This is a genomic window from Sporosarcina sp. NPDC096371 (assembly GCF_044762865.1).
Classification (GTDB): domain Bacteria; phylum Bacillota; class Bacilli; order Bacillales_A; family Planococcaceae; genus Sporosarcina.
On sequence record NZ_JBIWFE010000008.1, the window covers coordinates 34,510 to 59,373 of the forward strand.

The 24,864-nt window shown below is 38.2% G+C and carries 27 protein-coding genes; 6 read left to right on the plus strand and 21 right to left on the minus strand.

Annotated features, from left to right (window positions below; genetic code table 11):
• Positions 1-3 precede the first annotated feature (3 nt).
• Together ACIQ0H_RS17850 and ytaF are read right to left on the minus strand one after the other, a co-directional pair.
• Positions 4-630 (minus strand): DUF1232 domain-containing protein, encoded by a 627-nt coding sequence (locus ACIQ0H_RS17850; RefSeq protein ID WP_403417696.1) that lies wholly within the window; start codon positions 628-630, stop codon positions 4-6.
• Between the two features lie 81 nt (positions 631-711).
• Positions 712-1,353, minus strand: a complete 642-nt coding sequence (ytaF, locus tag ACIQ0H_RS17855) for a sporulation membrane protein YtaF (RefSeq protein WP_403417699.1) — start codon at positions 1,351-1,353, stop codon at positions 712-714.
• 805 nt (positions 1,354-2,158) lie between these two features.
• Between ytaF and ACIQ0H_RS17860 the strand changes: the two genes are divergently transcribed.
• The 4 genes from ACIQ0H_RS17860 to ACIQ0H_RS17875 all read left to right on the plus strand — a co-directional run bounded on the left by ACIQ0H_RS17860 (position 2,159) and on the right by ACIQ0H_RS17875 (position 4,535).
• Positions 2,159-2,737: a branched-chain amino acid aminotransferase gene (locus ACIQ0H_RS17860; protein WP_403417702.1), complete on the plus strand. Its 579-nt coding sequence runs from the start codon at positions 2,159-2,161 to the stop codon at positions 2,735-2,737.
• Positions 2,738-2,754: 17 nt separating this feature from the next.
• Positions 2,755-3,696, plus strand: a complete 942-nt coding sequence (locus ACIQ0H_RS17865; protein WP_403417705.1) for a TRM11 family SAM-dependent methyltransferase — start codon at positions 2,755-2,757, stop codon at positions 3,694-3,696.
• Positions 3,689-3,919 (plus strand): hypothetical protein, encoded by a 231-nt coding sequence (locus tag ACIQ0H_RS17870; protein ID WP_403417708.1) that lies wholly within the window; start codon positions 3,689-3,691, stop codon positions 3,917-3,919. Before ACIQ0H_RS17865 ends, ACIQ0H_RS17870 begins: the two co-directional genes overlap by 8 nt.
• A gap of 94 nt (positions 3,920-4,013) precedes the next feature.
• Positions 4,014-4,535 (plus strand): hypothetical protein, encoded by a 522-nt coding sequence (locus ACIQ0H_RS17875; RefSeq protein ID WP_403417710.1) that lies wholly within the window; start codon positions 4,014-4,016, stop codon positions 4,533-4,535.
• Positions 4,536-4,690: 155 nt separating this feature from the next.
• Here ACIQ0H_RS17875 and ACIQ0H_RS17880 read toward each other — a convergent pair whose 3' ends face one another.
• From ACIQ0H_RS17880 to ACIQ0H_RS17970, 19 genes are all read right to left on the minus strand, one after another.
• Positions 4,691-6,070 carry a leucyl aminopeptidase family protein gene (locus ACIQ0H_RS17880; RefSeq protein WP_403417713.1) on the minus strand — a complete coding sequence of 460 codons (1,380 nt, stop codon included), beginning with the start codon at positions 6,068-6,070 and terminating at the stop codon, positions 4,691-4,693.
• A gap of 71 nt (positions 6,071-6,141) precedes the next feature.
• Positions 6,142-6,297: a hypothetical protein gene (locus ACIQ0H_RS17885; RefSeq protein ID WP_403417716.1), complete on the minus strand. Its 156-nt coding sequence runs from the start codon at positions 6,295-6,297 to the stop codon at positions 6,142-6,144.
• A 65-nt stretch (positions 6,298-6,362) separates the two neighbouring features.
• Positions 6,363-6,542 carry a hypothetical protein gene (locus tag ACIQ0H_RS17890; RefSeq protein WP_403417719.1) on the minus strand — a complete coding sequence of 60 codons (180 nt, stop codon included), beginning with the start codon at positions 6,540-6,542 and terminating at the stop codon, positions 6,363-6,365.
• 47 nt (positions 6,543-6,589) lie between these two features.
• Positions 6,590-8,275: a MutS-related protein gene (locus ACIQ0H_RS17895; RefSeq protein WP_403417722.1), complete on the minus strand. Its 1,686-nt coding sequence runs from the start codon at positions 8,273-8,275 to the stop codon at positions 6,590-6,592.
• Positions 8,276-8,594: 319 nt separating this feature from the next.
• Positions 8,595-9,485, minus strand: a complete 891-nt coding sequence (locus ACIQ0H_RS17900; RefSeq protein WP_403417725.1) for a hypothetical protein — start codon at positions 9,483-9,485, stop codon at positions 8,595-8,597.
• A gap of 10 nt (positions 9,486-9,495) precedes the next feature.
• On the minus strand, positions 9,496-10,224 hold the full coding sequence (locus ACIQ0H_RS17905; RefSeq protein ID WP_403417728.1) for a SagB/ThcOx family dehydrogenase: 729 nt from the start codon (positions 10,222-10,224) through the stop codon (positions 9,496-9,498).
• Positions 10,205-11,071: a lantibiotic dehydratase C-terminal domain-containing protein gene (locus ACIQ0H_RS17910; RefSeq protein ID WP_403417731.1), complete on the minus strand. Its 867-nt coding sequence runs from the start codon at positions 11,069-11,071 to the stop codon at positions 10,205-10,207. Before ACIQ0H_RS17910 ends, ACIQ0H_RS17905 begins: the two co-directional genes overlap by 20 nt.
• A 16-nt stretch (positions 11,072-11,087) precedes the next feature.
• Positions 11,088-12,356 carry a hypothetical protein gene (locus ACIQ0H_RS17915; protein WP_403417733.1) on the minus strand — a complete coding sequence of 423 codons (1,269 nt, stop codon included), beginning with the start codon at positions 12,354-12,356 and terminating at the stop codon, positions 11,088-11,090.
• 11 nt (positions 12,357-12,367) lie between these two features.
• Positions 12,368-14,089: a YcaO-like family protein gene (locus ACIQ0H_RS17920; RefSeq protein ID WP_403417736.1), complete on the minus strand. Its 1,722-nt coding sequence runs from the start codon at positions 14,087-14,089 to the stop codon at positions 12,368-12,370.
• Positions 14,086-15,450 (minus strand): hypothetical protein, encoded by a 1,365-nt coding sequence (locus tag ACIQ0H_RS17925; protein WP_403417738.1) that lies wholly within the window; start codon positions 15,448-15,450, stop codon positions 14,086-14,088. The genes ACIQ0H_RS17920 and ACIQ0H_RS17925 overlap by 4 nt, the downstream gene beginning before the upstream one ends.
• 13 nt (positions 15,451-15,463) lie before the next feature.
• Complete coding sequence (locus tag ACIQ0H_RS17930) at positions 15,464-16,201, minus strand: ABC transporter permease (RefSeq protein ID WP_403417741.1); 738 nt, start codon at positions 16,199-16,201, stop codon at positions 15,464-15,466.
• Positions 16,195-16,935 (minus strand): ABC transporter ATP-binding protein, encoded by a 741-nt coding sequence (locus ACIQ0H_RS17935; protein WP_403417744.1) that lies wholly within the window; start codon positions 16,933-16,935, stop codon positions 16,195-16,197. The genes ACIQ0H_RS17930 and ACIQ0H_RS17935 overlap by 7 nt, the downstream gene beginning before the upstream one ends.
• Complete coding sequence (locus tag ACIQ0H_RS17940) at positions 16,923-19,424, minus strand: lanthionine biosynthesis protein (protein WP_403417746.1); 2,502 nt, start codon at positions 19,422-19,424, stop codon at positions 16,923-16,925. The genes ACIQ0H_RS17935 and ACIQ0H_RS17940 overlap by 13 nt, the downstream gene beginning before the upstream one ends.
• Positions 19,414-20,433: a hypothetical protein gene (locus ACIQ0H_RS17945; protein WP_403417749.1), complete on the minus strand. Its 1,020-nt coding sequence runs from the start codon at positions 20,431-20,433 to the stop codon at positions 19,414-19,416. The genes ACIQ0H_RS17940 and ACIQ0H_RS17945 overlap by 11 nt, the downstream gene beginning before the upstream one ends.
• A gap of 30 nt (positions 20,434-20,463) precedes the next feature.
• Positions 20,464-20,628, minus strand: coding sequence for a thiazolylpeptide-type bacteriocin (locus ACIQ0H_RS17950; RefSeq protein ID WP_403417751.1), 165 nt, complete (start codon positions 20,626-20,628; stop codon positions 20,464-20,466).
• Positions 20,629-20,660: 32 nt separating this feature from the next.
• Positions 20,661-20,825, minus strand: a complete 165-nt coding sequence (locus ACIQ0H_RS17955) for a thiazolylpeptide-type bacteriocin (protein ID WP_403417751.1) — start codon at positions 20,823-20,825, stop codon at positions 20,661-20,663.
• A gap of 33 nt (positions 20,826-20,858) precedes the next feature.
• The gene (locus ACIQ0H_RS17960; RefSeq protein ID WP_403417751.1) at positions 20,859-21,023 is read right to left on the minus strand and encodes a thiazolylpeptide-type bacteriocin; all 165 of its coding nucleotides are present in this window, start codon (positions 21,021-21,023) and stop codon (positions 20,859-20,861) included.
• 33 nt (positions 21,024-21,056) lie between these two features.
• Positions 21,057-21,218 carry a thiazolylpeptide-type bacteriocin gene (locus ACIQ0H_RS17965; RefSeq protein ID WP_403417754.1) on the minus strand — a complete coding sequence of 54 codons (162 nt, stop codon included), beginning with the start codon at positions 21,216-21,218 and terminating at the stop codon, positions 21,057-21,059.
• Between the two features lie 35 nt (positions 21,219-21,253).
• Positions 21,254-21,874 (minus strand): hypothetical protein, encoded by a 621-nt coding sequence (locus ACIQ0H_RS17970; RefSeq protein ID WP_403417757.1) that lies wholly within the window; start codon positions 21,872-21,874, stop codon positions 21,254-21,256.
• A 1,048-nt stretch (positions 21,875-22,922) separates the two neighbouring features.
• Between ACIQ0H_RS17970 and ACIQ0H_RS17975 the strand changes: the two genes are divergently transcribed.
• Both ACIQ0H_RS17975 and ACIQ0H_RS17980 read left to right on the plus strand, forming a co-directional pair.
• Positions 22,923-23,084 carry a hypothetical protein gene (locus ACIQ0H_RS17975; protein ID WP_403417759.1) on the plus strand — a complete coding sequence of 54 codons (162 nt, stop codon included), beginning with the start codon at positions 22,923-22,925 and terminating at the stop codon, positions 23,082-23,084.
• Between the two features lie 489 nt (positions 23,085-23,573).
• Positions 23,574-24,848: a helix-turn-helix domain-containing protein gene (locus ACIQ0H_RS17980; protein ID WP_403417762.1), complete on the plus strand. Its 1,275-nt coding sequence runs from the start codon at positions 23,574-23,576 to the stop codon at positions 24,846-24,848.
• Positions 24,849-24,864: the final 16 nt, after the last annotated feature.

Here is a 24,864-nt window from a genome sequence, read left to right on the forward strand (position 1 = left end):
CTATTATTTCTTTTCTAATGTATTCGCTGTAAGTTGTACAGCAAATGCATCATCTAAGTAGCCAACCGCAAATAGATAATCCGGAATGGCATCAACAGGAATGATAAAATACAATAGTGCGCCGCCAATTAGCGTAAGTTCACTAGGCGACCCTTTACTCATACGAAACTTCTCGAATAAGTTCTTCATCTCATTTACAAGTGGCCCAATACTGCCCACACTTTCAAGTTTTTCCTCAAACTTCTCTAAAATACTGCTCTTACCTTCCGCCGTCTGTGAATAGAGTTCGTAATTCGCCAATTGCTGCTCCACAACTTGTACAGATGCATCTGAATTCGCTAGACCCTGAATCAAGTTCACATATGTAAGATTCACATCATCTGTTTTTTCCTGTTTCTGTTCAATCCGATAACCCGCAGCCTCAAACAAATCAATTATTGGTACTTCAAGGCAATCGGCAAACCGCTCCAAATGATGAAGGTTTGCCTTCCGTTTCCCATTAATAATCCGAGAGATGGTTGCTGTATCAATGTCGGTGAGTTCACTCAGTTTTCGCATGGACAACGAGCGCTCTTTTAATAATACCCTTAGCCTTAAACCGAGGGTAGTCTTTTTTGTCTCTTCTGCCATTAACGTCACTCCCCTCCAACTGAACTTCCCAGATTTTATTTGCTACGGGCAGTGTATAACCAATTTGACATTTCGTCAACGTTATAGTCGAAAAAATGCTGTAAAAGCAATGATTAGGATAATAATTCCACTTAGTATCGTTCCAAATTGCCCCACAGTATATGATCCAATACGCACAGTTGCCAATCTGCACCCCAGCTTGACGCCCACCCAAATACTGATGAAACTGCCGACTGCAGCCGTTAGCGCAATGGCAAGGGGCGAAAGACCGAGTAAACCAGCGCCTAATCCATTTGTTAACGCATTCGCGGATAATGCCACACCTAGAAATATCGCTTCAAACCAACCAATATGTCCAGATTTATCGACATCGGCCATCTCAGGATTTCTTAATATTTCTTTCATACTCGTATTCTCTTTTGAATGGTCTACATGATTCGGTTTTGCCAACAGAATGACACGAATACCGATGACAATTAATAAAATCGCCGCAAAAATCATTGGCATCATGCCGGGCAGGATAGTAGAGAGCCAAACACCAAACGTAATTCCCCCAATACTCATGAGAAAACAAGTGAGCGTCATTAACAAATTGGCACCTAAGCGTATGTGAATGTTACGAATTCCATAAGACATTCCGACACCCAAATTATCTATACTCGATGAAACAGCAAATGCTGTAATGATTAACCAAGTCACCATGCAACACCTCTTATTTTTCACATTATATTGGTGAAATTGACAAAGGGTGTGGGTTCGGTGAAAAACATTGACAAAAAGTCAACGTATCTAAGGTGCTATACCACCCCTGTTGATTAACTAAAAATAACCAGTATATAACTTGATTACACACTGGGCGTTACGTGTATAGATGCTTTTGAATCACTTTGGATTGAAAGACTTCTATACGATTACCGAGATGTCTGGATGTGTAGGGATGCGACTTTGTCGCATCCCTACACACTTTTTCCGGTAATCGTACGGTGATCCTTCAACCGTCGCTCTACAAAAGCGCAGGTACAAGAAGTACTGAAGCTTTTTGGGACGAAAGAATAGCTGGCTTCTAACCTGTAGATGAGCCGCCAAAGATGAAATTTTGACGGCTAAGGCCTTCTCTATTTTTTTCTTTTCTTAAATTAAAGAAGTATCTCCTTCTAAAAGGCATCACATGATTAGATTAAAGTAAATAAGAAAATCATTGTACAACGTGTCCGAGTACCCGAAATTGCATCTTCGGGCACTTACAATCTTTGTAGAAAGTCATCTATTTTTCACTTGAACATTGTAGGTACGCGACAGGCAATTATTCACAACAAGATGACTGAAAAAAGTGTGGCTAGCAATGACTACGTCATTGCTAGCCACACTTTCGTCGAAAGCGGACCAAAATGGCCCAGTGAAATGAAGGTCTTCAATCCCTGACGGTTACTCAACAAACGTAGTGCTATACGGCTTATTATGCAAAATGCCAGTTATACTGTAAGATAAGGAAATATGATTTCTCTCAAATTGAAGGAGCTGGCTTGTTTTGTTAAAAAAACAAATGGAACAATATATTGCTGATAATACCCGCGCGAACAACATTGAGTTGTTCGACATTGAAAAAGAATTTGCCGAGAAGCATCAATTGCTTCCCAAGGGTGTAACTGCTACCGAGAAAATGTTTTATGCAAACGTTCTGGAACGTTGCGATAAAGAGACCGAAGAGTTAATGGGCTCGGAAGCTCGTGGCTATTTGAAAGAGGCAGTCTCGTATTTAAAGACTCACCCTGCTGAATTCGTCTATGCAGAATCGAATATTTTCGAAGTCGTTCGCATCGATGCAGTTGCGCTTGAATTCGATGATGTCTTTCAAACGTATACAGCCTTATTCGGTTTGAAATTGCAAAAGAAATTTGGGACAGACATTAAAACTTACCTAGATAACAACTTGCACGGCGACAGCGCAAAATACAGTGTCATGTTTTCCGGCGAAGACGGACTGTGGGACGTCAATTTTGCGTTGGATTATGTGGAAGGTTTTAACGAAGTACAATCATTTGAAGAGGTCTATAGCATGATTTATCGCTTCGTCTTCAACATGCTTGAGGCAATTGATGTAGCGTAATGAAGGATGGGAATTAATTGAACAACAAAGAATTTATTTACACCTATATCCGGCATAGGGATGAGCATGATTTGTGTCGGTTGGAAATGCGGTCGTTTTTTGGATTCGATACTTCTTCGAACGTCTTGAAAAGTTCGATTGCCATTGACCCGAATCGCAGCCCGTTTATGAACGAGCGGCTTGAAGTGCTCTATGCGGGTGAACAGCTAGAAGAGATCACGAAGCAAGTTGAACAACTCGATTTAGGCGCATCTACCTTTAAAGTCGTTTGCTTGAATACGGCTGATCTGGATGCGACGAAAAAAATCGGGCATCCTGAGCGACGTAAAATCGAACGAGAAATCGGCTTGAGAATGAATGGCGAGCCTGATTTGGACCAGCCCGAAATGGTATTTGGCGTCGTCACATTGGATGGCAAATGGTATTTCGGCAAACTGGCAATTAGCGATAACATTTGGTTTCATCACCAGCAAAAACCGCATATGTATTCGACTGCTTTGAGCACGCGGGTTGCGAGAGCAGTTGCCAATATTGCAGTGCCACATCCTGAAGGGGTTCGCGCCATCGATCCTTGTTGCGGCATTGGAACAGTATTGGTGGAAGCCTTATCAATGGGCATCAACATCGTAGGTCGGGATATTAACCGACGTGTCGTGTTGGGATCTCGAAAAAACATTGCTCATTTCGGACTTGAAGGCGATGTGACTACTGGCCCTATCGCAGAGGTCAATGACGAATACGACGTCACCATCATTGATATGCCGTATAATTTATTCACCCATATTACGGCCGACGAGCAGCTTGAGATTATTAAAGAAGCACGCCGTTTCACTAAGAAAGTTGTCATTGTCACGATTGATACAATTGACCATATGATTGAAGAAGCAGGTTTTCACATAATCGATCGTTGTGTCGCGAAAAAAGGTACGTTTTCTAGGCAAATTCTTATATGTGAATAAAAAAAGCGCAGGGCGCCTGTTAGACGCGACAAGTAGGAAGGATGAAGTTCAATCCTTCCCTGCTGGAAGACTTGCTGATAAAGGCGTCCTTTGCCTTTATCAACAAGGAGGAGGGATGTACTTCAATCCCTCCCTACTGAAGCGACTCGAGCGGCTGGCGCCTGGAGTCTGGACAATAAAAAATCCCCTTACCCTTCAGATGCAAATCGCTTCTGATGGATAAGGGGATTTCTAATTTCTTGAATAAATGTTCAGAATAGTGACCCCCCCCGAAATGTTTCGTAGAATAAGTAGAGTTGAAAGGGGTGGGTAGTAAGATGTTTCAAAAATCATTCAAAAATTATATAGCCCTACTTATTATTGTGAGTTGCGTATGGATGGTGGGTTGTTCACAAACCGAGCCAGAGGATAAGAATATAGACATTGTGAAAACAGTACTAGAGCATGAGTTGAATGTCCCGAATGATGAGGTGAAAGCTATCTTAGATAACCTTGATGACTTTGATGATTATAACCGTTACATAGCGGATACTTTCAAGCCTTATTTTACAGATAGTGGTTATGAAAAATTCATTAACACTTCAACTGCGCTTATGTTCCACTGGGCAGCCGATAAAAACGATTTTCAACTAACAACCACCAAGATTGATGTGAAGCAAAACGAGGTCACACCAACGAACTATAACTTTACGGTTTATGCGGATTATGTGAAAAAAGATGGCGACAGTATGCAGATTGAAATCCCAGGCACCGCCATTTTCCGAGAGGATGGAATTGAGCAGTTCACTTATAAAAAAGGTGACAGAGATTTGATGATAGAGATGTTTGAAAATAAATAATAAAAACTAGATTTTGGTACATCAAATGCATCAGATTCCATTTTTTGACTGCTGAAGAAATAGTAATTTAATACGCTAAAAATCATCAAGCACTTGAAGAAAGTAAATAAAAACAGTGGACAGGGTACCCTAATCGTACCCTGTTCACTGTTCATTTATTTCGAAACATGTGTTGTAAAGTCAGCTAATAATCGTGCACCATAGCCAGTTGCAGATTTAGCATAGTAGCCTGAAGCGCTACTTTTACTCATCAGGCCTGCCATATCAACATGCAGCCATTTACTTTCTTTCGGAACGAAGCGGCGAAGGAATAACGCTGCAGTAATGGAGCCCGCTCCTGTTAGTGAACTAATATTGTTCATATCCGCATAGTCGCTGTCTAGCGTTTTGTCATATGCTTCAACAAGTGGCATCGGCCAGACGTAATCACCATTTTGATCGCCAATTTTTTTCATGTCAGCGGATAGTTCTTCATCTCCAAAGACGCCAGCTAGTTCCGTACCGAGTGCATTGGCGATTGCACCTGTCAGCGTTGCGATATCCACGATGTACTCCGCTTTCCACTCACCTGCGCGAAGGAGCGCATCCGCTAAAATGAGACGTCCTTCAGCATCAGTGTTGCCCACTTGGACAGTCAAACCGTTTTTATAGGTGATGACTTCACCTGGTAAGACGGATGTACGATCGATGTTATTTTCCACAATTGGAATGAGCGCAACAACGTTTACTTGTGCTTGCGATTTAGCTAGCAATGTCAACGCTCCGGAAACCGCCGCAGCGCCGCCCATATCCATCCGCATATCGCTCAAATCCTTGCCGCTTTTCAAGCTAATCCCACCTGTATCGAATGTCACACCTTTTCCGACAAGAGCAACAAGCGGCTTCGATGCGTCTCCTTTGTAGACAAGCTCAACGAAAGATGGCTTATACATACTTCCACGCCCGACGGTTAAGACTCCGTTCATCTCCAGTTGCTCTAGCTTGTCTTTATCCAGCACATTCACTTCAACGCCTGTGCCTTCAAAGTTTTTCTTCAGTACTTCTGGGAATGTCTCTGGATTTAAGACATTAGACAACTCATTCATCAAGTCACGTGAGAATGCCATTGCTTCCGCACGTATTTCACCAGCTTCTACAAATGCTTGTGCTTCATCTCCTGTTACTTGCAGCGTTGTTTGGAATGCAGTGACAGCTGATTTGTATGTAACGAACTGATAAGCTCCTAATTGCCAACCTTCAACAAACGCTGTGAGGACAGCTCCTTTATTCAAGTTCGCAAATGCATTCGTTAGCGTTGCTTCTTCTATTACCGCAGTGCCAACTTTTTGTGCGCTTACATCGCGGGCAATATTCCCTGCTGTCACGCGAACTTTCTCAAGTGACGCCTCTTTACATACTTTCACTACTATATAATGCGTTTCCCCGATAAACACGGAACTATGACCTGCCGTTTGATTGGCTGCAAATTGCTTGACCGCTCCGTTACTTGAAACGATTGCATCGTTCGCAAAAATGATTTTTACTTCAGTAGACATATAATTTCCCCCTGGACCTAATTATTTCGACTCTCAAAATAGTTTACCATAAATAGACCCATTAGAACGAATTATCTTTTTTCTGCAAGCAGTAGGCAGAAAGTCGCGAAAGGTCCTAGTACTAATGATAAAAGAAACCAGTTCAAGCCACTTCTATTTTTCCCTTGTGCTAGACCTGCGTTGATCAATGCTAGTGTTCCCCAACCTACAAAATAGCCGTTATCCATTTATATCCCTCCTTATTATGTAGACTTAAGATAACTTCCTATTTTTTCTTCTGAATTTAATCATCTTATTTTTTATTGGAATTACGACGTCTTTTAATTAAATAAATCGAACCTACGAAAATCAATATACCGCATAATTTAAACATAAATTTAGTTTGAAAAGTTGCATAATCATTTCCAATAGCTAATAAAATAGCTCCTATCATTATTCCGATAATACCTACTAGCAAATTTATAATGTTCATTCTATGAACAACCCCCTGCTATTTTATGTATCCCCCTCTCCCTTTCTTCATCTAGTTTCGACCAACCCGCCAATCTGTTCCCACTCACGAAATTCCGTAAAATGTCGCGCTAACCCATTCGCTGTTGCCGTAATACTTGCTGGATAGTTAAGTATTTCAAGAAGCCTAATGGCATTCCTAGTGATTGAAGGACCCAGATGGACTGTATAATCAAAACGGATTTCACCATCTTCAATCGATTCCCTAAAATGATAATTAGTGTAGCTATGTCCCGCCATCTTAGTCAATTCAATATCATGAGATGCAATCACGTTTATGCCTTTGTTAACGGAAAGCCATTCCATCATTGCGGCCGATGCAGCGATTCGTTCAATCGTATTCGTTCCTTTTAATATTTCATCAATGAAGGACATGCATGGCTTGCCTGCTTCAATCAATTGCGTTATCCGTTGGAGCGATTTGATTTCGGCGATAAAATAACTATCCCCATTTAACACATTGTCTTGTATGGCCATCGACGTCACGATATAGCTAGGCTTCATCGTCCATTTTTCCGCCAATGCCGTATGGATGGTCTGTGCCAAAATCGCATTAATGGCGATGGCTTTGATATACGTTGACTTGCCAGATGCGTTGGAACCAGTAATCAGTGTGTTTTTGCCAAGAGTAGACCTATTTGTAACGGGTTTATCAATAAGTGGATGAGCCATGTTTTCGAATGCAATTTCTTCTTGATCACTAAAAATAGGTGTGCAATATGTATCAAGCGTTTTACGGTAAAACGCGACAGCTATCGCTGCATCCAATTCACCAATTCGCTCCCATATTTGACGGTATTCTTCCTGATGATTGGCTATCGTTTTGATGATTTTATTATAGGAAATAAAATCTAACAAAAACAGGATCCGTATATACTCAAATACAAAATCAAATTCTCCGCTACCCTCTTTTCCAAAAGCAACGATATTAGTCAATGTCAGCACTTTTTTGACGGGCTGTACCCTTTCTTTAAGTTCGGTTGCATAGGTTGTAAACTCGGGATGCTTAACGGATGCCAAGCTTTTTGCGGCATGAATGATTGCGGCTGCATAAGAGACGGAAAAAAGCTCATTTTCTAACGCTGATTTATTTCGATAGTAAACGATGGTGTTTAGTAGAAACGATCCGAAAAACAGCGCAATCCCGTACTTTAGGCTATATAACATAAGGAATATTGACACGATTGGTACTACAGCGAGTAGCATATAAAGGGATGCATGTTTCATTTTGTTGCTTTGATTTTCGAAAAAAAAGGAAGTTGAATTTGTATAATTTCTTTTTCCTAGACTAGACAAAATTAGAAGTAGTTTTTCTCTTAATTCTTGATTATTTGCCAGTAAGGTATAAAGCTCCTCATTATTTTGCACCTGTGCAAGCGATGGATTGATATCGCGAAGCTGATTGAATAAGTATTCTGCTCCTACAGTGGACTGCGTATAATTGAGTTTCTCGAAAACTTCATGCATCGCTAAGTCATCCCACGTCAACTGATCTACGCCATCATAGTGCGATTGGCTATTTTTCTTATTCTCCCAGTAAGATGAAACCGATTGGAAATTCTCATTAAACGCGTGAAAGTTCCCCGTTTCCCACTCTTTCCGAATCCGTTTAAGTTTCTTATTATTTTTCGTTAGGAAATGATAGGCTATGAATACGATTGCGACGCCTGCGACGATACCCAAAACTGTTCCCACTTTCACCATTCCCCTCTTTACGTCTTAGTAAGTTCTACGTTTTGAAGGTTTAAAAGTTTCAATTTTTTCACTTTAGGAGGAAATGGGCATGTTCGTCATGCCACTTACATCGGAAGACAAGCGAATACACGAGCATGCAATGCAGAGGGCGAGGTCTTCTTGATAAATGATAGAGTCGGGGAAATGAAAATTTTAACAAGAAAAAAAGGAAGTGGTTTTCGCCCCGATTTCCGTTTTCATGGCGCGAACCATTTCCTTTCTATTGATTTTTTGAAATTCATTGTACCATCCAATTGTGTGAACAGATTTTGTTCGCATATCAGTACGATTTACTTGCAACAACTGTGTCCCTTACTAATTTTGGATAGAGAACTACCGGAGTACTGCTTCCTTCTAGCGTGAGTTTGTTGATTGTGAACTTGTTCCGTAAAGGGAGCCCGATATCTTCCATGATCTCATTGTACAATTCAAACAGAACAATAAATAATATTCGTTGAACAAAGAAGAACAGTAAAGCTTCCTCAGACATTTGTACAGAGAAGTTATCGGTACTGGCAAGTTCCAATTTCGGCAGTAGAAATTGTTCATTAAAAATAATCGGTCCAACCTCAATATTATTTTGATCAATATTGATAATCAGCAAACGTGATTTGTCATGTTCTGCATCACTAAAGAGATCGTAATCGACTAAGTCTACAATGACTAACTCGTATGGATGTTCTACAAGATTATTCGCATCTTGTCGAGAGAGCTTGTCTACGTCTACATAAGCCACTTGCTCCAATAGATGATATAAGTGATTGAAGCGATCTTCACCAGCGATTAAAAGTACTTTGAACTTTTCGCTTGTTGCTGCATACCTTTCGATAAACCTTTCTACCTTATTAAAATGCTTATTCGAAATAAATGCGGATCTAAAGGTAGAAAAGTTCTTCCGAATACTAATTTTTACATTCTTTTCATCCACTGTCTGACAAAAATCAAATAGTTTTGGAAACTTCTTTTTAATCGTTAAGACGTAATGATATTCCTTTGCGTGATTCGCCGAAAAATCATTCTCTGAAAAGCCGGTGTATAATATTTTTTCTAACCGCTCGAATTGAAGTTCTTCTGATTTAAATGCACAGATTACATCCCCTTCAAGTTCGTTCTTTATCGACAATATTCCCTTATTATCTACCAATACATAGTGATGTTTCAGTATATACATCTCTTTTCACCTACCCTAATAAGAATGTGTACAAAACAGCCTCGTTATTTCCAATAATTTCGCTTAGCTTGAGATCATAAAAACCACCTAATGGAAGTGATTTCAGGTTCATGTAATTCGACACTAACTGAATATTCTGACCTATATGGCCAGCCTCCTGCTGTATAAGTTTATAAGAAATGTCGGTATACTTTTCCGACACATGATGCAGATTCACTGATAGCGCGATGGCCATTTGCGCAGTCTCCACACTTGCCTTCGGAATGTACGCTTCTTGAATCTCTTCCCATTTCGTAAAATTCAGCCCGACAATCTGTTGGCTATCCATGTCCAATTGATAGACATTGTGCTTCACTAGCTTTTCACAAACCTTGGACTCATTTAATAGCAAGTAGATATTTACGTAATATTGGGCACCACCTGAAGGATATGTACGGCCCGTTTTATCATTTCCAATGAAAGCCAACTGACAGAACTTTGACAAGAAGTCTACATCAATCGTCACGTTGTTCGGAAATTTATATGGCCACGAATGCCTTGTCATTAATGCATTTTCGAAGAGATTATCCTGATCCAACGAATAATCGAGTGAGAATCTGACATCTCCAGCAATGGGTTTCGGTATTCTTTCTAAATGTTTATAGGCCTGGGTGCTTGTATAGATTGGATCATTAATAGAAGCATAATGATAATCCACGAACAATTGCTTTAGCTCGTTATTAAAATTCCAGACTTTCACTCAAACACTCCCTTTCCATTAAGAAAATGCTTGATAAGAGGTGTTCATTTTCCGGTGATATTCCCAGACGGTTATTTAACATATGAATATGCGATACCATGACATAGAATAGGTTTTCAGTTGAATAGGTTGTTTGTGATTGGCTAATATTTTCAAATTCTTGTTCTACTGCCTGCAAATATTCGACGTACACTTCAGGCACGCTGTCTTGTGCACTAATCTTTGACAGTCTTCTCGTTAAGCCTTCAATAACTGGCCCATGGGTGTCTTTTCGCTCAAATGCTTTCCATACATTGTTATAACTTCCGAAAAATGCAGCTTGCGATTGAATTAACCGCAATTTTTCCGCAGTTTTATAACTGTGATACATTAAGTCAAAAGCGATCATATATCGCTTCGGCCAATCCACTTGTTCGATAATATATCTCGCTAGATTCGAGGACTTGCTAAATATCTTTTCCGAATACTGAATGGCTGCCTCACCGCCATACCTGTCCCATTCAGCTACATAAGGTACAGTTTGAATACTAAAGTTCGGATAAATCGCCAAATCACTTACATTTTCAAGTTTAGTAATTCGATCATCATATTCCACACGCTCAAATGAGTGGTGACTATACTTATTTTTGAATGCCGTTAATCGCTCAGCCAGTTGATCTTCAAATTGTTGTTTATGGTTATCTGCAACAATTTTGTATCGTAAGCGAATATGGGGTCCCCCTTGCCAGTAACGAATATAAAACCATTCATCTAAACGGAATTCCTTCGTTAGTGGAAACAATTCGTCTTTTAAAAACTCATCTAGAAGTTGATAGTCGTGTATAAATATATGTTTTGATTCCCACATTTTTTTCCCCTCCTTATCATGCATTGTTCACTTGAACAGAGATTGAGTGATTATGATTCGGGATAATAACACTTGAGTAGCCAATCACTTCGTTATCTCCCATGAATGTTCTGGACTTAATGTACGGATCATCATAGTTTTTCAAGCAGCGAACAGCATACCCTTCTGTAGCCATAAACACCGAGATGAATTGCATAATCATACCCATTTGGATAAATTGTGGGGTGTGATTATGAACCGTATCACTGTCTTCAATCGTTAAAAATGTCCATAGATTAAACCCTTGTAAGTTTGTGTAAGTTTGATATTCCTTCATAATGTATATATGTTCGTGGCTTGTCTGTGTCTCCGACAAATACTTCAATCTGTTTTTGTGCAACATGTAATAACCTGGTTTCCAATTTTCAATATCATTCAAAACCAAATATAATTTCATTGGAATTCCTTCAAGCAACATCGCTACCTTTTCTAAAAGACGCTGAAAAACTTTTTCTGGCAGCTGCCGGTAGAAGATTACATCGCCATCCTTCCGTTGATCAGAAGAGCGACGTCTGAAACTATCCCTTTCTAGCCCCTTAAAGACGCTAGGCAATTGCGGAATGGAAGCCACTTCTACTATCTTTTCAACGAAAATAGGATCTGAAGGAGCATTTAGTTGTCGGCTCATGTTGGTACCATTCAATTGTATCTCAACAGCCACTGTGATGGACACATTAGGATCATCGGTGAAATTCCCTGAATCACTTTTCACATACACTTCTTGTTTGTAATCCCTTAATTCCTGTATATGATCTAAAGCGTATTCCACATTAAATAACGCATGACCTACATTTAGTTTCGATAGCATTTGATTAAACTCACCATAATAATATTGCGTCATTCGATTATCGGAAACGATCAGCAGCATAGGGTTATGGGATGTCTCATGAAAAAATGTGTTAGCAGTACTATAAATATTATTTGTTAATGGATGAAAAGAATAGACTTTCCCTTCATATACAATCAATACTTTTAAGGATACAATGTTTCTTGCTTTCGGAGTGAATGAATGAAAGGTATATTTACTATTAAAGTCAACGCGATGGATAGCTTCCACCATATCAAATGCATGAAAAAGCAGTTTTTCAAATGCCGTGCCTTTCCCCGATAGAATGTTCCTCTCAAGATCAACGAGATTCATTGTAACTTCTCCATCATAAAAATAGGGTTGACGTTCCACTTTTTCACCGAATTGAAAATTATCAAATCGGCTATCTGTAAATTTCCTTAAATATTTACGGTTCATAAGGTCCCCCCTTATGGAAATGGATGTGGCACATTTTCAGTCCAATTTCTATCAAGCTGGCCTCTACCTTTGGTTCTAATCGCCTTTTCAATTCTAGAGTAAACGATCCGACGATTTTGATGACCGAACGTCATTGTCAGCATTTCAGGAACAATATATTTCACGTTTACAAACCCTATCTTTTCCAAGTTCGGATTCTCTGTAACAGCACGATATGCTTTTGTTGAATTTCTGCACACGATTCTATGAAAATAATCCAATACATCACTCGTATTTCCTGCAAAATGTACATAATCCTGTTGTATTTCTCTAAAATCCATTTCGTATGCTGTCTCTAACGCAAATGAGAGATACTCACTCGCTTCTTTATTGGAGTACAGCAGCAAGTGATCTTCCAATCTACTTACTTTTAAAGGATCTTCTAATAGCTCTTTCTTTCTCACCTTATATTCCTGTTTTTGAAAGACATTCGCAAATACAGAAATGGCAGTTGTTGCTTCGATTAATGATTTTTCAATTGCATCTTCTAAGTCAAATGATGTTGCTGCGGCTGTATAAAAAGCCATATCTGCCTCGCCTGGATTGATTTTTTCAAGAAGAACCCAGATTGTCGGAATCTTTAATTCCATTGATATATCAAATAGATGGACTTTAATTCCTATTTTCTTCATGGCAATCATATAGTTTTGGATTTTTTCGGAATCAATAGAGTCACAATTAATTCTTGTTGGCGGTATTTTTCCATACCATGTACTTAAAAATGCATCTCTTTCAAATAGCTCTAACAACGCATATAGACTTGCTTCATCTACTGTCGATCCCAATGCACTACCATTTGAGCTATCAAATATGTATCGCTTCTCATTTGAAATATGATGAGAATCAAAGTATATTAACTGCTCCGGAATTAGCACTTTGTCATCACTGTGCAAAGCGTCCACTTCCCGGTAATACACTGGTGTATTTGGCGTATACTCTCCTTTATCTAGATCACTCAATTCCATAATCTCCGATAAGGTAAGATCCATCCTGTCATGTTCTGCCTCTTTGAAATGCCAAGGTGACAATTTATAGGGAAATGCTGTTGCATATCGCTCAAGTGATTCCAATATAGACGTATAGCGGGATTTTTCGTACGTACTCGTCCTGCCGTAAGATAAGAGTGATACCTTATTTTGATGGACTTCCGTCTCCACCATTGGCAGACCAAACGAATCGGCGGAACGGTTAACTCTGTTGACGATTGACAAACGACTGTTGTAAACAAGCTGCTTACGACGATCGATTTTCGCTTTTACATTTCCCCAAGATTCCTGGCGAGGATTTAACGAGTCGAATTTTTGTTCCTTTCGCCCTTCTACTGAATCGATTTGCTGCGCATCGTTTGAACATACTTCACAGTTCCCCCTTTTAAATGTCGCCATTAATTTAATTTCATTTGTTTGCCAATCGATTAAGTAGAGCAGATCCTGATCATTTTTCGTTTGTAATTCATCTACATACTGCTCGATTATTTTTTTCTCCAAAGCACTCGGAAGAAATGCAGAGTCGCCATTCAAATAATAATCACTTAACTCTATTTCTTCTAAGCGATCCCGGAAACAATTCAGGCAAAAGCCATCCTCTTTTCGAATTGGGCCGATGAAGGTGAATTGATTTTTCGCGTAGACAGATACTTCGCCATGTTTAACCGTTTTATAATCGTTTATGTCATCCAAATATCTTGCAATCACAGCTTCATCTCCTCAAGTTGATTTTCTTTTTCGGAATCGTGTGTACTTCCATTAGTCAATTCGCTAAAGGATGCCACTCTAGGCTCAACATTATTTTCTTTTGCACTAATAAATGTGTTAATCACTAACGGAATATACTTTTCGTTTGGTATTGGCATGTCGAACGTAAATGTTTTATCGCTAGAATAATCTTGGATATGGATAAAATACTGGCTTTCAGCATCCATTTCTACTTTCACATCAAGCTCTAATCCCCTACCATCCATCAACTCAAGAACAGACTCATATTCCGGGATATCATACATTTGGATAATTGTTTTCTCTTCACTCATCACTGTATTAGCTGCATCGCCATAACTTCTTTTCATGATTTCATTGAAGCCAATTTCTACTATAAAACTGCTCAAACGCTCATAACTGAAATCTGCAAAATACATATTGTCTAATCGATCATTCGCATCATAATGTTGAATCGTAAACACTTGCAGGGGCAATTGACTGTAATCCCCGTATCGCTCATCTTTGTTAAATGAAATGATTTTCGAACTATACTTTTCGACAAAGAGTTCTAGCGTATTGAGAGAATCGAAAATCCCTTCTTTGTCCATGCCAGCAACATCGATCGACGTCACTTCCAAACCTTTACTCTCTTTATCCTGATAACAAAATAGCTCTTTTCTTTTCACTTCCAATTCATCATTGATGATGAATACGTGATTTTTTTCTGCCGCAATCTTATCGATTGAACTATAGAACATGAATGTCGCTAGAAGCGCTGGTGAAATCTGACGTGGACTTACTTGCCCCTTATTCAAGTGCCCTAGGCTATTCCTTGTGAGGGCTGCGATGATGATTTCTTTATAATCGTTTAGGCTTGAATTCACAAACTCATGGTGATTATCGCAGATCAGTTGGATATCATCCCCCTGATCCGTCTCCATAATTTGATACGAAAGATGATTTTCTTGAAGCAACATAGCAAATTCATTTTTTGCCATGAAATCCGCATTGATAACAAATTTTACTTCCTTTATCTTATCTAGCGTTTCCTCCACGTTCGAAGCTTTCATTTCGACTACTTGAAAGTATGTGGATTGCTGATGCTCTCTTAACTTATCTGCATCAATTGTATAAATTACGCCCACCTTTTCGAGCAGGCGTATGATCTTATCATATCTTTCATTTCGTTCTCTAAAACCCTGTTCTTCCACACCTTCATGCATTTCTCCTAACATGCGATGAATTGCCAAGTACTCCGACTCAGACGCTTTAATCGTAAATTTGCGTTCTTTCGTTATGAAAGTGATCACATCATTGCTGAAAAAGTACCGACAATTCGAACTATACTTTATACATCTCACACCTATTCCCCTCCTAATTTTTTTCTTTTCTTACGACAATTAATAAGGAAACGAAGAAGATTGCAGTAATATACGCCAACGACAGGATAGAATCCTTATCGAGCACAAACATTTGATTCCATACATCGATGAAAATGTGGTTAATATGATAAATCGGATTGAAACTTGCAATCACTTGAACAAACTTTGGTGCCACCGCAATCGGCATTGTAAAGTCTCCAGTAAACATAACGACTTGGAACATAATGATTGAGAACACCAGGGCGCTCTTCATTTCTTTAAAGAAAGAGTAGATAGCAGATGAAACTGTTAATAGGATTGCATTTATTAAAATGAACACTACGTAAGATGATAGGAATGTTGCAAAACTTAACGATAGATCGTAAATTGCTAAACCAATCGACGTGATTGTCATAAAGCCTAGTGAAGTAATTAGAATAGATTTTAGAATGTTTGACAGTAAAATCGTACCCATATTGACCGGTGATACACTAATACGTTTTTCAATCCCGAGCGACCGATTCATCACCTGGTCAAATCCGAAAGCAAAAAATATGACTGAAAAGGTGATTAAGATAATGAACGAAGGCGTATAAAATTGAACGTAACTTAGATTGTCTCCATATACATCTTTCGAAAATAACTGGCCCATCAATAAATACGTAGCAGGGGGAATGATCACTGTGAATGCTAGATAGAAAATCTCCCTAAAAAACATCTTCAAATCAAATTTCAATTGTGTGATTAACATAGTGCTGCCTCCTTTTTTTCTACAGTTGCAAGGTAAAAATCATTAATTGATTGGTAACCACTTATTTCAAGTATATTTTCAGGCGTATCGAACACTTCGGCGATTCCGTTATTGATCAGTAATACTTTGTCGCAATAGCGTTCAACTTCATCCATATTATGTGTGGAGAGGAGAACCGTTCCGTTTTTTTCCTTGTTGTATTTAATAATGTTTTTCCAAAGTACGTCGCGCATATATGGATCCAAGCCTGTCGTCGGTTCATCTAAAATAACGAGTTTCGGTTGCGTCATAAAGGCAATCGCGAGTGCAACACGCTGTTTCCATCCCCCTGATAGTTTGTCAAAGTATGTTTTTTTATGTTCTTCCAACTCAAAGCTATTGACGACCTCATTCAAGTCTGTAGAAATGCCATGATAAGCTCTGAACAGTTCCAGCAATTCAATCACCTTTAAATTTTTATAGAAATGGGTCGGTTGAAGAACAATGGAAATCTTTTTCTTGATCTCTGCACTCTCTTTTTTCGATAAAGACTTTACTTGTTTATTGAATATAGTCACTTCTCCTTTATCGAAATCTCTAATCATCATCAGCGTTTCTAGGAAGGTTGACTTCCCTGCTCCATTTTTACCGATAACTGCAATAACTTCCCCTTGTTCTGCGGTAAAATTTAGCCCTTTCAATACGTCTCTTTTCCCGTAACTTTTTCTTAAGTTTTCAACTTTTATATTAAGCATGCTACCCTCTCCTTTACGAATGAATATTCCACTAGATATTCGTTCAGTGGAATTTGAACGTCTGGCAATACTTCTTCTAGATAGGCGCCTTCTTTTATCTCATTGACGAAAAGCCTTACCAACAACGGAACTTCAAGATCGAAAAATAACGGTTTTTCTATCATAAAACTGCCCTCTGCCCGGTGGTATTTCAAGAAGAAACTTTTTGGCAGCCCTTTTTCACTAAAGTACTCATTCAGTGCAATATATAACTCTTCTTGGTTTTCAAAGGCTTCTATCATTGCATTAATTTCCACAAAATCTAGTCCCCACTTTTTTCGGGATAAAATAACATTGCCCATTGTAAGTCTCGGGACATAGTCGTTTCCTTGTACAAGGGTTGGGATATTGAAATTCAGCCTTCCCGATTGAAACAAATGCAACATGACCGATAGAACGCCAGGTAAAAAGATAGGGACAAGAGACGATTTGTAGACAATTTTACAAACTTCATTGTGATTGTCTAGAAACTCAATCTTCTTTGTTTGATCGTTGTACTTTACCTGAATATCATTTACTTTATGGCCATCTTCATTATTGAATTGCTCGTATCCCACTTCCAACTTGGCAGTTTCAAGATCTTTCCTCTCATGTATACCGCCATTAAACCCGAATAACTCATCAATTTCGTAGTAATTATTCTCCTTGAAGGTTTTGTTCGTATACTCCGCGTATTCCTCATTTTCGTAAGCTGATTCGAAAAAGTCTTTAAACCTTGAGATGAATTTCTCGTGCCCATCGTACACATCGTTTAGAACGATGTTGTCTTCACCCGCGTATTGCATAAATAATGTATAAGAAATATCAATGTCATTTTTAATATGCTGCGGGATTTGTTCCGTATATTTCAGAATCAGCTTATTTAAGTCAAGTTGATCTGTGTTCGAATCCACCCCTGCCATCAGACTTTTAAATTCGGATATGAACGCATCTCTCAAGTCATCCAACAGGTGAATTTCTTCAGCCACTGCACCGTCATATCTATAATTTTGGTCTTGGTAGTAAGGATAAAAATGATGGATTTTACTGAAGAAAACGTTGTTCAGTAAATTGCTATTTGTTAGTTTGACGATATGTCCATCATACTCTTGTCTAAATAACTGACCAATTTCGTACTGAACACGAATATTCACATCAAAGAGTAGGATGAAGTCGGATAGTATTTTTAAAAAAGCAGGCTTTATGTTAGCTGTCACTAAGTCTTGTTGTGTGTGCTTAAAGATTACATCTTCATACAAGACTTCATTGCCAATTTTTTTGTTTTCTACATTCATCCCATCAACCAGCTCATGTATTCTGTTCCAATTTTCTAGTCGCGCAATCGCGTCTTTCTCTTCAAACGCAACAACTTCTTCATGTAAATCCTCAAGTTGCTTCCTAATCTCTTCACCGATCCCGTATTTAGCGAACATTTCATTTATCGATAGCAGGATACCTCGGTTATTGGAAATATTCACTTGTTGTCTCAGTAACTTGAGCTCAATTAATTTACTATACAGGCTTAACTCTTTTCCGCTATATCCTTCAATGCTGCTAGCGATTTCCTTAAATTGCTGAAATGTAATCACCTTTAGTTTTTTTCCCTCAAAATAACGGATGAGATCCTGTTCCAGCTTATATTCAACAAACTTATCGCTCGTTTCAAACACTTTAGTCGAGTGATCTATATCCTGTTGGCTTACATAATAGACTTTGCCGTCCCTCGATCCAAAATTCTCTACTTTTACCGGAATCTTTTCTAACGCATCTTCATTCGTTCGTAAATACTGATGAACAAGTTTTAAAATGACTGAATGATTCATTTCACAATAAGCTTGTTTTTCAAACGCTCTTTCCTCTTCACTTACAAGTCCCGTTTTTGTTAGGTAGGAAAATGGGCTTGTCTTCATTGAGCCCCTGGACAGTAGCTTCAATAAGAAGAAATCTAACTTTTTTAGTTTTTTATTATGTTCATCCGAATTTGTTTGAATGTAATTATCGAGTTTTTTATAAATCGTATTATTAAAGAAAGTAATGGATTTCTTTAATTCTTCATTTGATACTTTCTCTTGCAAAGTGCTTCTATTTGATGAATAAACGTTTGTATATTCATTTTTGTAATCGATTAGAAGGTTTTGCTTTTGTTCTTCAAGTGTCAAAACTGTCTGGAGGCTGTTGATCACTTCTTCTGTCAGGCCTTTACCTATGTGGTTTCTGGCTTTTTCCATTCTTTTATTAAATAAGTCTCTTTTTAAATTCAAGTACACTACATTTTTTGTCTGGGCAAATACATTTTCAATTTCAGTAATCGTACTTGTAATATGTCGTTCTAATTGTTCGTTAGTTGTTTTTACTTCAAAAAGTATCTGTTTCAGATGGTCTGTGTCTTCTGCCATATCTGTGTACCAGTTTTTTGAAATATCACTCCCACGAAACAGAACAATCGGATTTTTTAAAATCTCATGCTTCAACGCCAAGCTCCTTTCTCCATTTCAGGTTATATTTTTCCTCCGTAAACCGGTAGGACATATAGATTAAATGTTGTTTCTTCAAAGCACTTATTCTTAAAAATGGTAAGGATAGATAGAGGACATTTACGATAAATCGATAGGTCGTCGCATCCATATTTGATACGAAATCAGTGCTTTTATAGTACATAACAAAACGCTCGTGAAAATCGTTGGTAAAGTTTTGTTCCAATTCACTAATCGTCTTGTCGATATTGTTGTTGTACTCATTATCGACATTGTCAATAATTAGAGGCTTGTATTTCTTATAAATCAATTGCCAAGCTTCTTCCCACTTCATAATGATTTCAAAATGTTCATTCTCATTCTCTTTCATCTTTGGAAAGTGGTTAGTAAACATTTCTTCAAACGAATCTTCGGTAAAATTCAAACTTTGTTTTCCAGCCAATTCTAGAAATCCATGAACATGGGATATGTATGAAAAATATCCTTTGTTTTTAGTGCCTTCTTTATAAAGTTCCGAAACATTATGGAATAAGACAGGATAAAGGTCATATAACTGAACATCCCTTTCATTCGTATACAAATAGATTTCCTGCAAAACAGGTTGCAAATCAAACCTCATGTTATGAATGATTTCGGTCAATGCCGGATTGAAGTAACTAAACGTATTGTCACTTATTTCGATATCTCCATGGTTTTTAAATTGTTCAAATGCATTTTTCTGTTCCAATTCCGCTATCGAACGCAGACTTTTCATGTATTGTTCTTTGACTTTTACACTGTCTTCATCAGATACATGGATCTGTTTCATAACGTTTTGAATTTGACTTTTAAACGTTAATAGGAAGTTTTCATCCACGCTATCGCCAAATGTAACGACGACGCTAGGCCCACGATCCCAGGATCGCGAGATGTAAAATTCTTTTACATCTCGCATATGGGACACGATTGATTGAATTACCAAAAAGTCCTGACTTCTATCGAAATTATAAATCCTGATGTCTTTCATTAATGACCTACCCCATCCATTAATTACTTTTTAGCAAGAACCACAACAAGAAGTCGAGCCGCATGTTGAAGTTGCAGAACAGCTTGTCGAACCTGAGCTTGCTGTTGTTTCTGGAATTGCACTTACTTCATCTAAGTCTAAGAATTCTACATCTAGTTCAAATTCGTTATTTGCTTTTTCGTTTGGTGTTGTCATCGTTAGTTCCCCCATTTTTTGTTTTTAGTTTATTAGCAAGAGCCACAGCAAGATGTTGAGCCGCATGTTGAAGTTGCAGAACAGCTTGTCGAACCTGAGCTTGCTGTTGTTTCTGGAATTGCACTTACTTCATCTAAGTCTAAAAATTCTACATCTAGTTCAAATTCGTTATTTGCTTTTTCGTTTGGTGTTGTCATCGTTAGTTCCCCCATTTTTTTGTTTTTAGTTTATTAACAAGAACCACAGCAAGATGTCGAGCCGCATGTTGAAGTTGCAGAACAGCTTGTCGAACCTGAGCTTGCTGTTGTTTCTGGAATTGCGCTTACTTCATCTAAATCTAAGAATTCTACATCCAGTTCAAATTCGTTATTTGCTTTTTCGTTTGGTGTTGTCATCGTTAGTTCCCCCATTTTTTTATTTTTAGTTTATTAGCAAGAACCACAGCAAGATGTTGAGCCGCATGTTGAAGTTGCAGAACAGCTTGTCGAACCTGAGCTTGCTGTTGTTTCTGGGATTGCACTTACTTCATCTAGATCTAAGAATTCTACATCCAGTTCAAATTCATGATTTACGCTTTCCTTATTTGGCATTGTTGTCACCTCCCTTCAAGGTATTTGAAGTCTATTCAAACTTTTTCTTTAATCCATTGAAGAAAAAGTAAAGGTATTTCAAGGTCTTTCAATTGAAATGTCGTTTCTAGTAAACCTTGCAACTCTCCATGGAGGTCCAAAACCTTATCTAAAGCTAATGCGAGATTTTCGCTTTCTTCAATAATCTGTTTGGACAATGTTTCGTTACCCAAGTGTTGGATAGACATATCGTCTAAAACGTAACCAATGGCAAGCAATGGTTTATTTTCTCCGACTGCTTCTTTCAACTTTTCGACGTTAATATGTTTGAGTAACAGGAAGCTGTCGTTTTGTAGATCCAGTGCATATGCCCCGGCCATTTCAGCCCCCTCTACAAGTTTAGGTTCAAAGATGAAAAGCAATGGAATTGGGTTGTCTTTCATTTGCGTCTTTTCATAGAAAGCAATATAGAGCATTTGAGCTAGCGTATTGATATGGACAAGTGGTACAGATTCTTTATCTATATCTTGCACTTCATTCGATTTAAAGATTTTGCATTTAACAACATCTGTTCCTTTGAAATTTGTAAGGGCAATTCGGTTTTGAATTTTTTCGTTGTTATTCATTAAGAAGTTTACATTTCTCATTACATCTTTCTGTATCGATTCTTTGTTCATACGTTATTTCTCCTTTCTATTTCATTTTGTACCTTTATCGTAGTTCGAATTTGAAGTAAACAGCAATTAGTAAAGTTGGATGATTATTCACCCGCTTTTCTTTAATTTTTCGACCAATAACTTTACTAACTCTTCATTGGCAAGCTGTTTTCCTTTTTCGCGTTATTTTGTACCTTTATCGTAGTTCGGATCGGGAGTAAACAGCAATTAGTAAAGTTGGACGAAATACTTCTTCACTTTTCACCATCTTTTCGCTCGATGACTTTACATCCCTTTGATCGGTAAGTTGTTTTCCTTTTTGTGTTATTTTGTACCTTTATCGTAATTCGGATTGGGAGTAAACAACAATTAGTAAAGTTGGATGAAATACTTCTTCACTTTTCACCAACTTTTCGCTCGATGACTTTACATCCCCTTGATCGGTAAGTTGTTTTCCATTTCGTGTTATTTTGTACCCTTATCGTAATTCGGATTTGAAGTAAACAGCAATTAGTAAAGTCAGACTACTTTCTCTTCCCTTTTCACCCCGCCTTTGCCCAATGACTTAACTTAATTCCGCAAATCCACTTGGACTGCAAGCGAAGCATCGGCTATATATAACCACTACATCTATAGAAGAGAAGTTAAGTTCCATTTCTCTTTAGTGGCTGGATGAATGCTAAAAAACGCCTATAGATCAATAGGGGTTCGCCCCTCTGCTGAAGAGTCGGATAAATAAGCGGCTGCCCGCCAGCCACCCCTCGGATTGAACAACACTCTCTCCACTGCATGACCTATAAGGAAGGATGCAGTTCAATCTTTACCTACTGTTGGCCGAAATTTCGCAAAGGCGTAATTGTTATGTAGTTTCACGCCGAGAAATTTCTTGTATGCGTGCGAAATGAGTGATAAAAGTTCCATATATAGAAGAAAACCGATTTTTTGTTTAAATTCACAGTTAATTTTATTGATTTCTTCACTTTTTAATAGCTAATCTTTACTCGTTCTAATTTACCTACAGATTCATATACTATTAAGTTACAAAGAAAAACCAAGGGGGAATAAAATTATGAAAACAATCAAACAAGCAATGAAAGTACTAGTGCTACTATTGGTAATGGGAGCTGGCTTCAATGGATTTGGATTTCAAGATGTTCAAGCAGAAGGAAATATCCCCCTACCTTCCGACGAAGTAACACCAACTAATGAAAACGATGACTTTTACGAATAATAATTAGCTACCTATAAATAAAAGGCCATTCCTACAGCGGAATGGCCTTTTACTTTATATAGTCACGTCTGTTGATTAACCATTTTCTTGCATAATGTCCTGATGAGAAGGGCTTGGAAACCTCTATTTTCACTGGATCATTTCCTGTTCGCTTTCGGCAAATTAATCATGACAGATTTACCGAGGGGCGCTGTGTCTATTCTTTCTTCCCCAAGAGCTTTAGCACTTCGTGTATCTGTGCTTTTGGAGAGCGGCGGATGAAGGACCACCATACGATTATCGAAAAAATTGTGCAGGGATTTCGGTAATTGTATAGTAGTCATTCAATCCAAAGCGTTCCAACTACACCTATACGCGTAGTAGTCTGTTAATGATTTGAAAGGTGATTCCAACATCTTTAGACAATTTATGTATTATTTACGTAAATTTAAAGGGATTTTATAAGATATCTCGAATGAAGATACATCATGTACTATTTAGGTAAGGGATGTGCTGCGATTGAAAATCGGAGAAAGGCTTCGCCAAATTCGAATACATAGGGAACTTACTCAGGCTGATCTTGTTGATGGTATTTGCTCAATGACTTACATAAGCCGCATCGAAAATGGAAAGATTAAACCATCCATTTCTTTTTTGAGAAAGGTTGCGAGCCGACTGGAAGTGGAATTAAGTTTCCTCCTCGATTCAGATAATGACAAGAGTGACGATGATATAGAGCGGATTTTCCTGGATTATCAAACTGAGAAAAATTTGGATCAGCAAGATCTCTCCTTACTAAGGTTGACTGCTCTGGAAAATCATTCATCTGCAACGCTAGCCAAAATCTACTATATGTTAATATCATATTTTACAAATAGGGATATCGAACTTGCAGATTTATACGTCGCCCAGGCGGGTAAGTTAATTTCTAATACGATTTCTCCTCCTGTAGATGAAGCATTGATTTCGTATTTTGAATCCCTTTCCCATTATCATTATGTGAAACAAAACTATTCTGAAGCATACTTTTTTGTCAATATAGTCAGTAGAATCCTTCCTGCCGATTGTCCAGGTGTACGTAGAGCTAAAAACCATTATAATCTTTCACTCATACGGCAACATATCGACGAGGATCTTGAACTGGCCCGATTTCACAGTAAAGAGGCCTTAGCCATTTTTAAAGAAATAGATGATTCGCGTGGAATCACCGCATCCCTCGTTAATTTGGCTGTTCAATCTCATCGTAATGGTCTTTACGAGGATTCCTTAGCTTATTTGGATGAATTAGCATCACTCACGGAATCCAATCCTTCCAACCATTACAATTCGATTCTGAACTATAATTACGGTCGGGTGTATCAGCATTTGAAACAGTACGACAAGGCATATACTTATTTTAATGCGAGCATTGACAACAATATTCAAGCAGGAAAAGAACAGGGATCTATTCATGCATTGAAGTGTCTAATTGAAATGAATATCGAATTAAAAAGTTGGGACGAGGTTCATAACCATTTGACACGTGCATTCAATTTAACCGAAAGCTATCACCTTCCCTATCCTTACATTGAGTTGTTACATTACAAAGCAAAGCTTTTCAAAGTAAGGGCAGATGAGCCTGCCTATGAAAAAGAAATGCAAAATGCGGTGAATCTCGCGCAGGAGGGTACGTATTCACTGCTGATCAGGCGACTAAGTGGTGAACTCGCTGATCATTACAATGACTTGCGAGCTTATAAAATGGCCGCAAAATATTATAAAATTGCTTTGGAGCATGTTCAATAACTAAACAGTTTATACC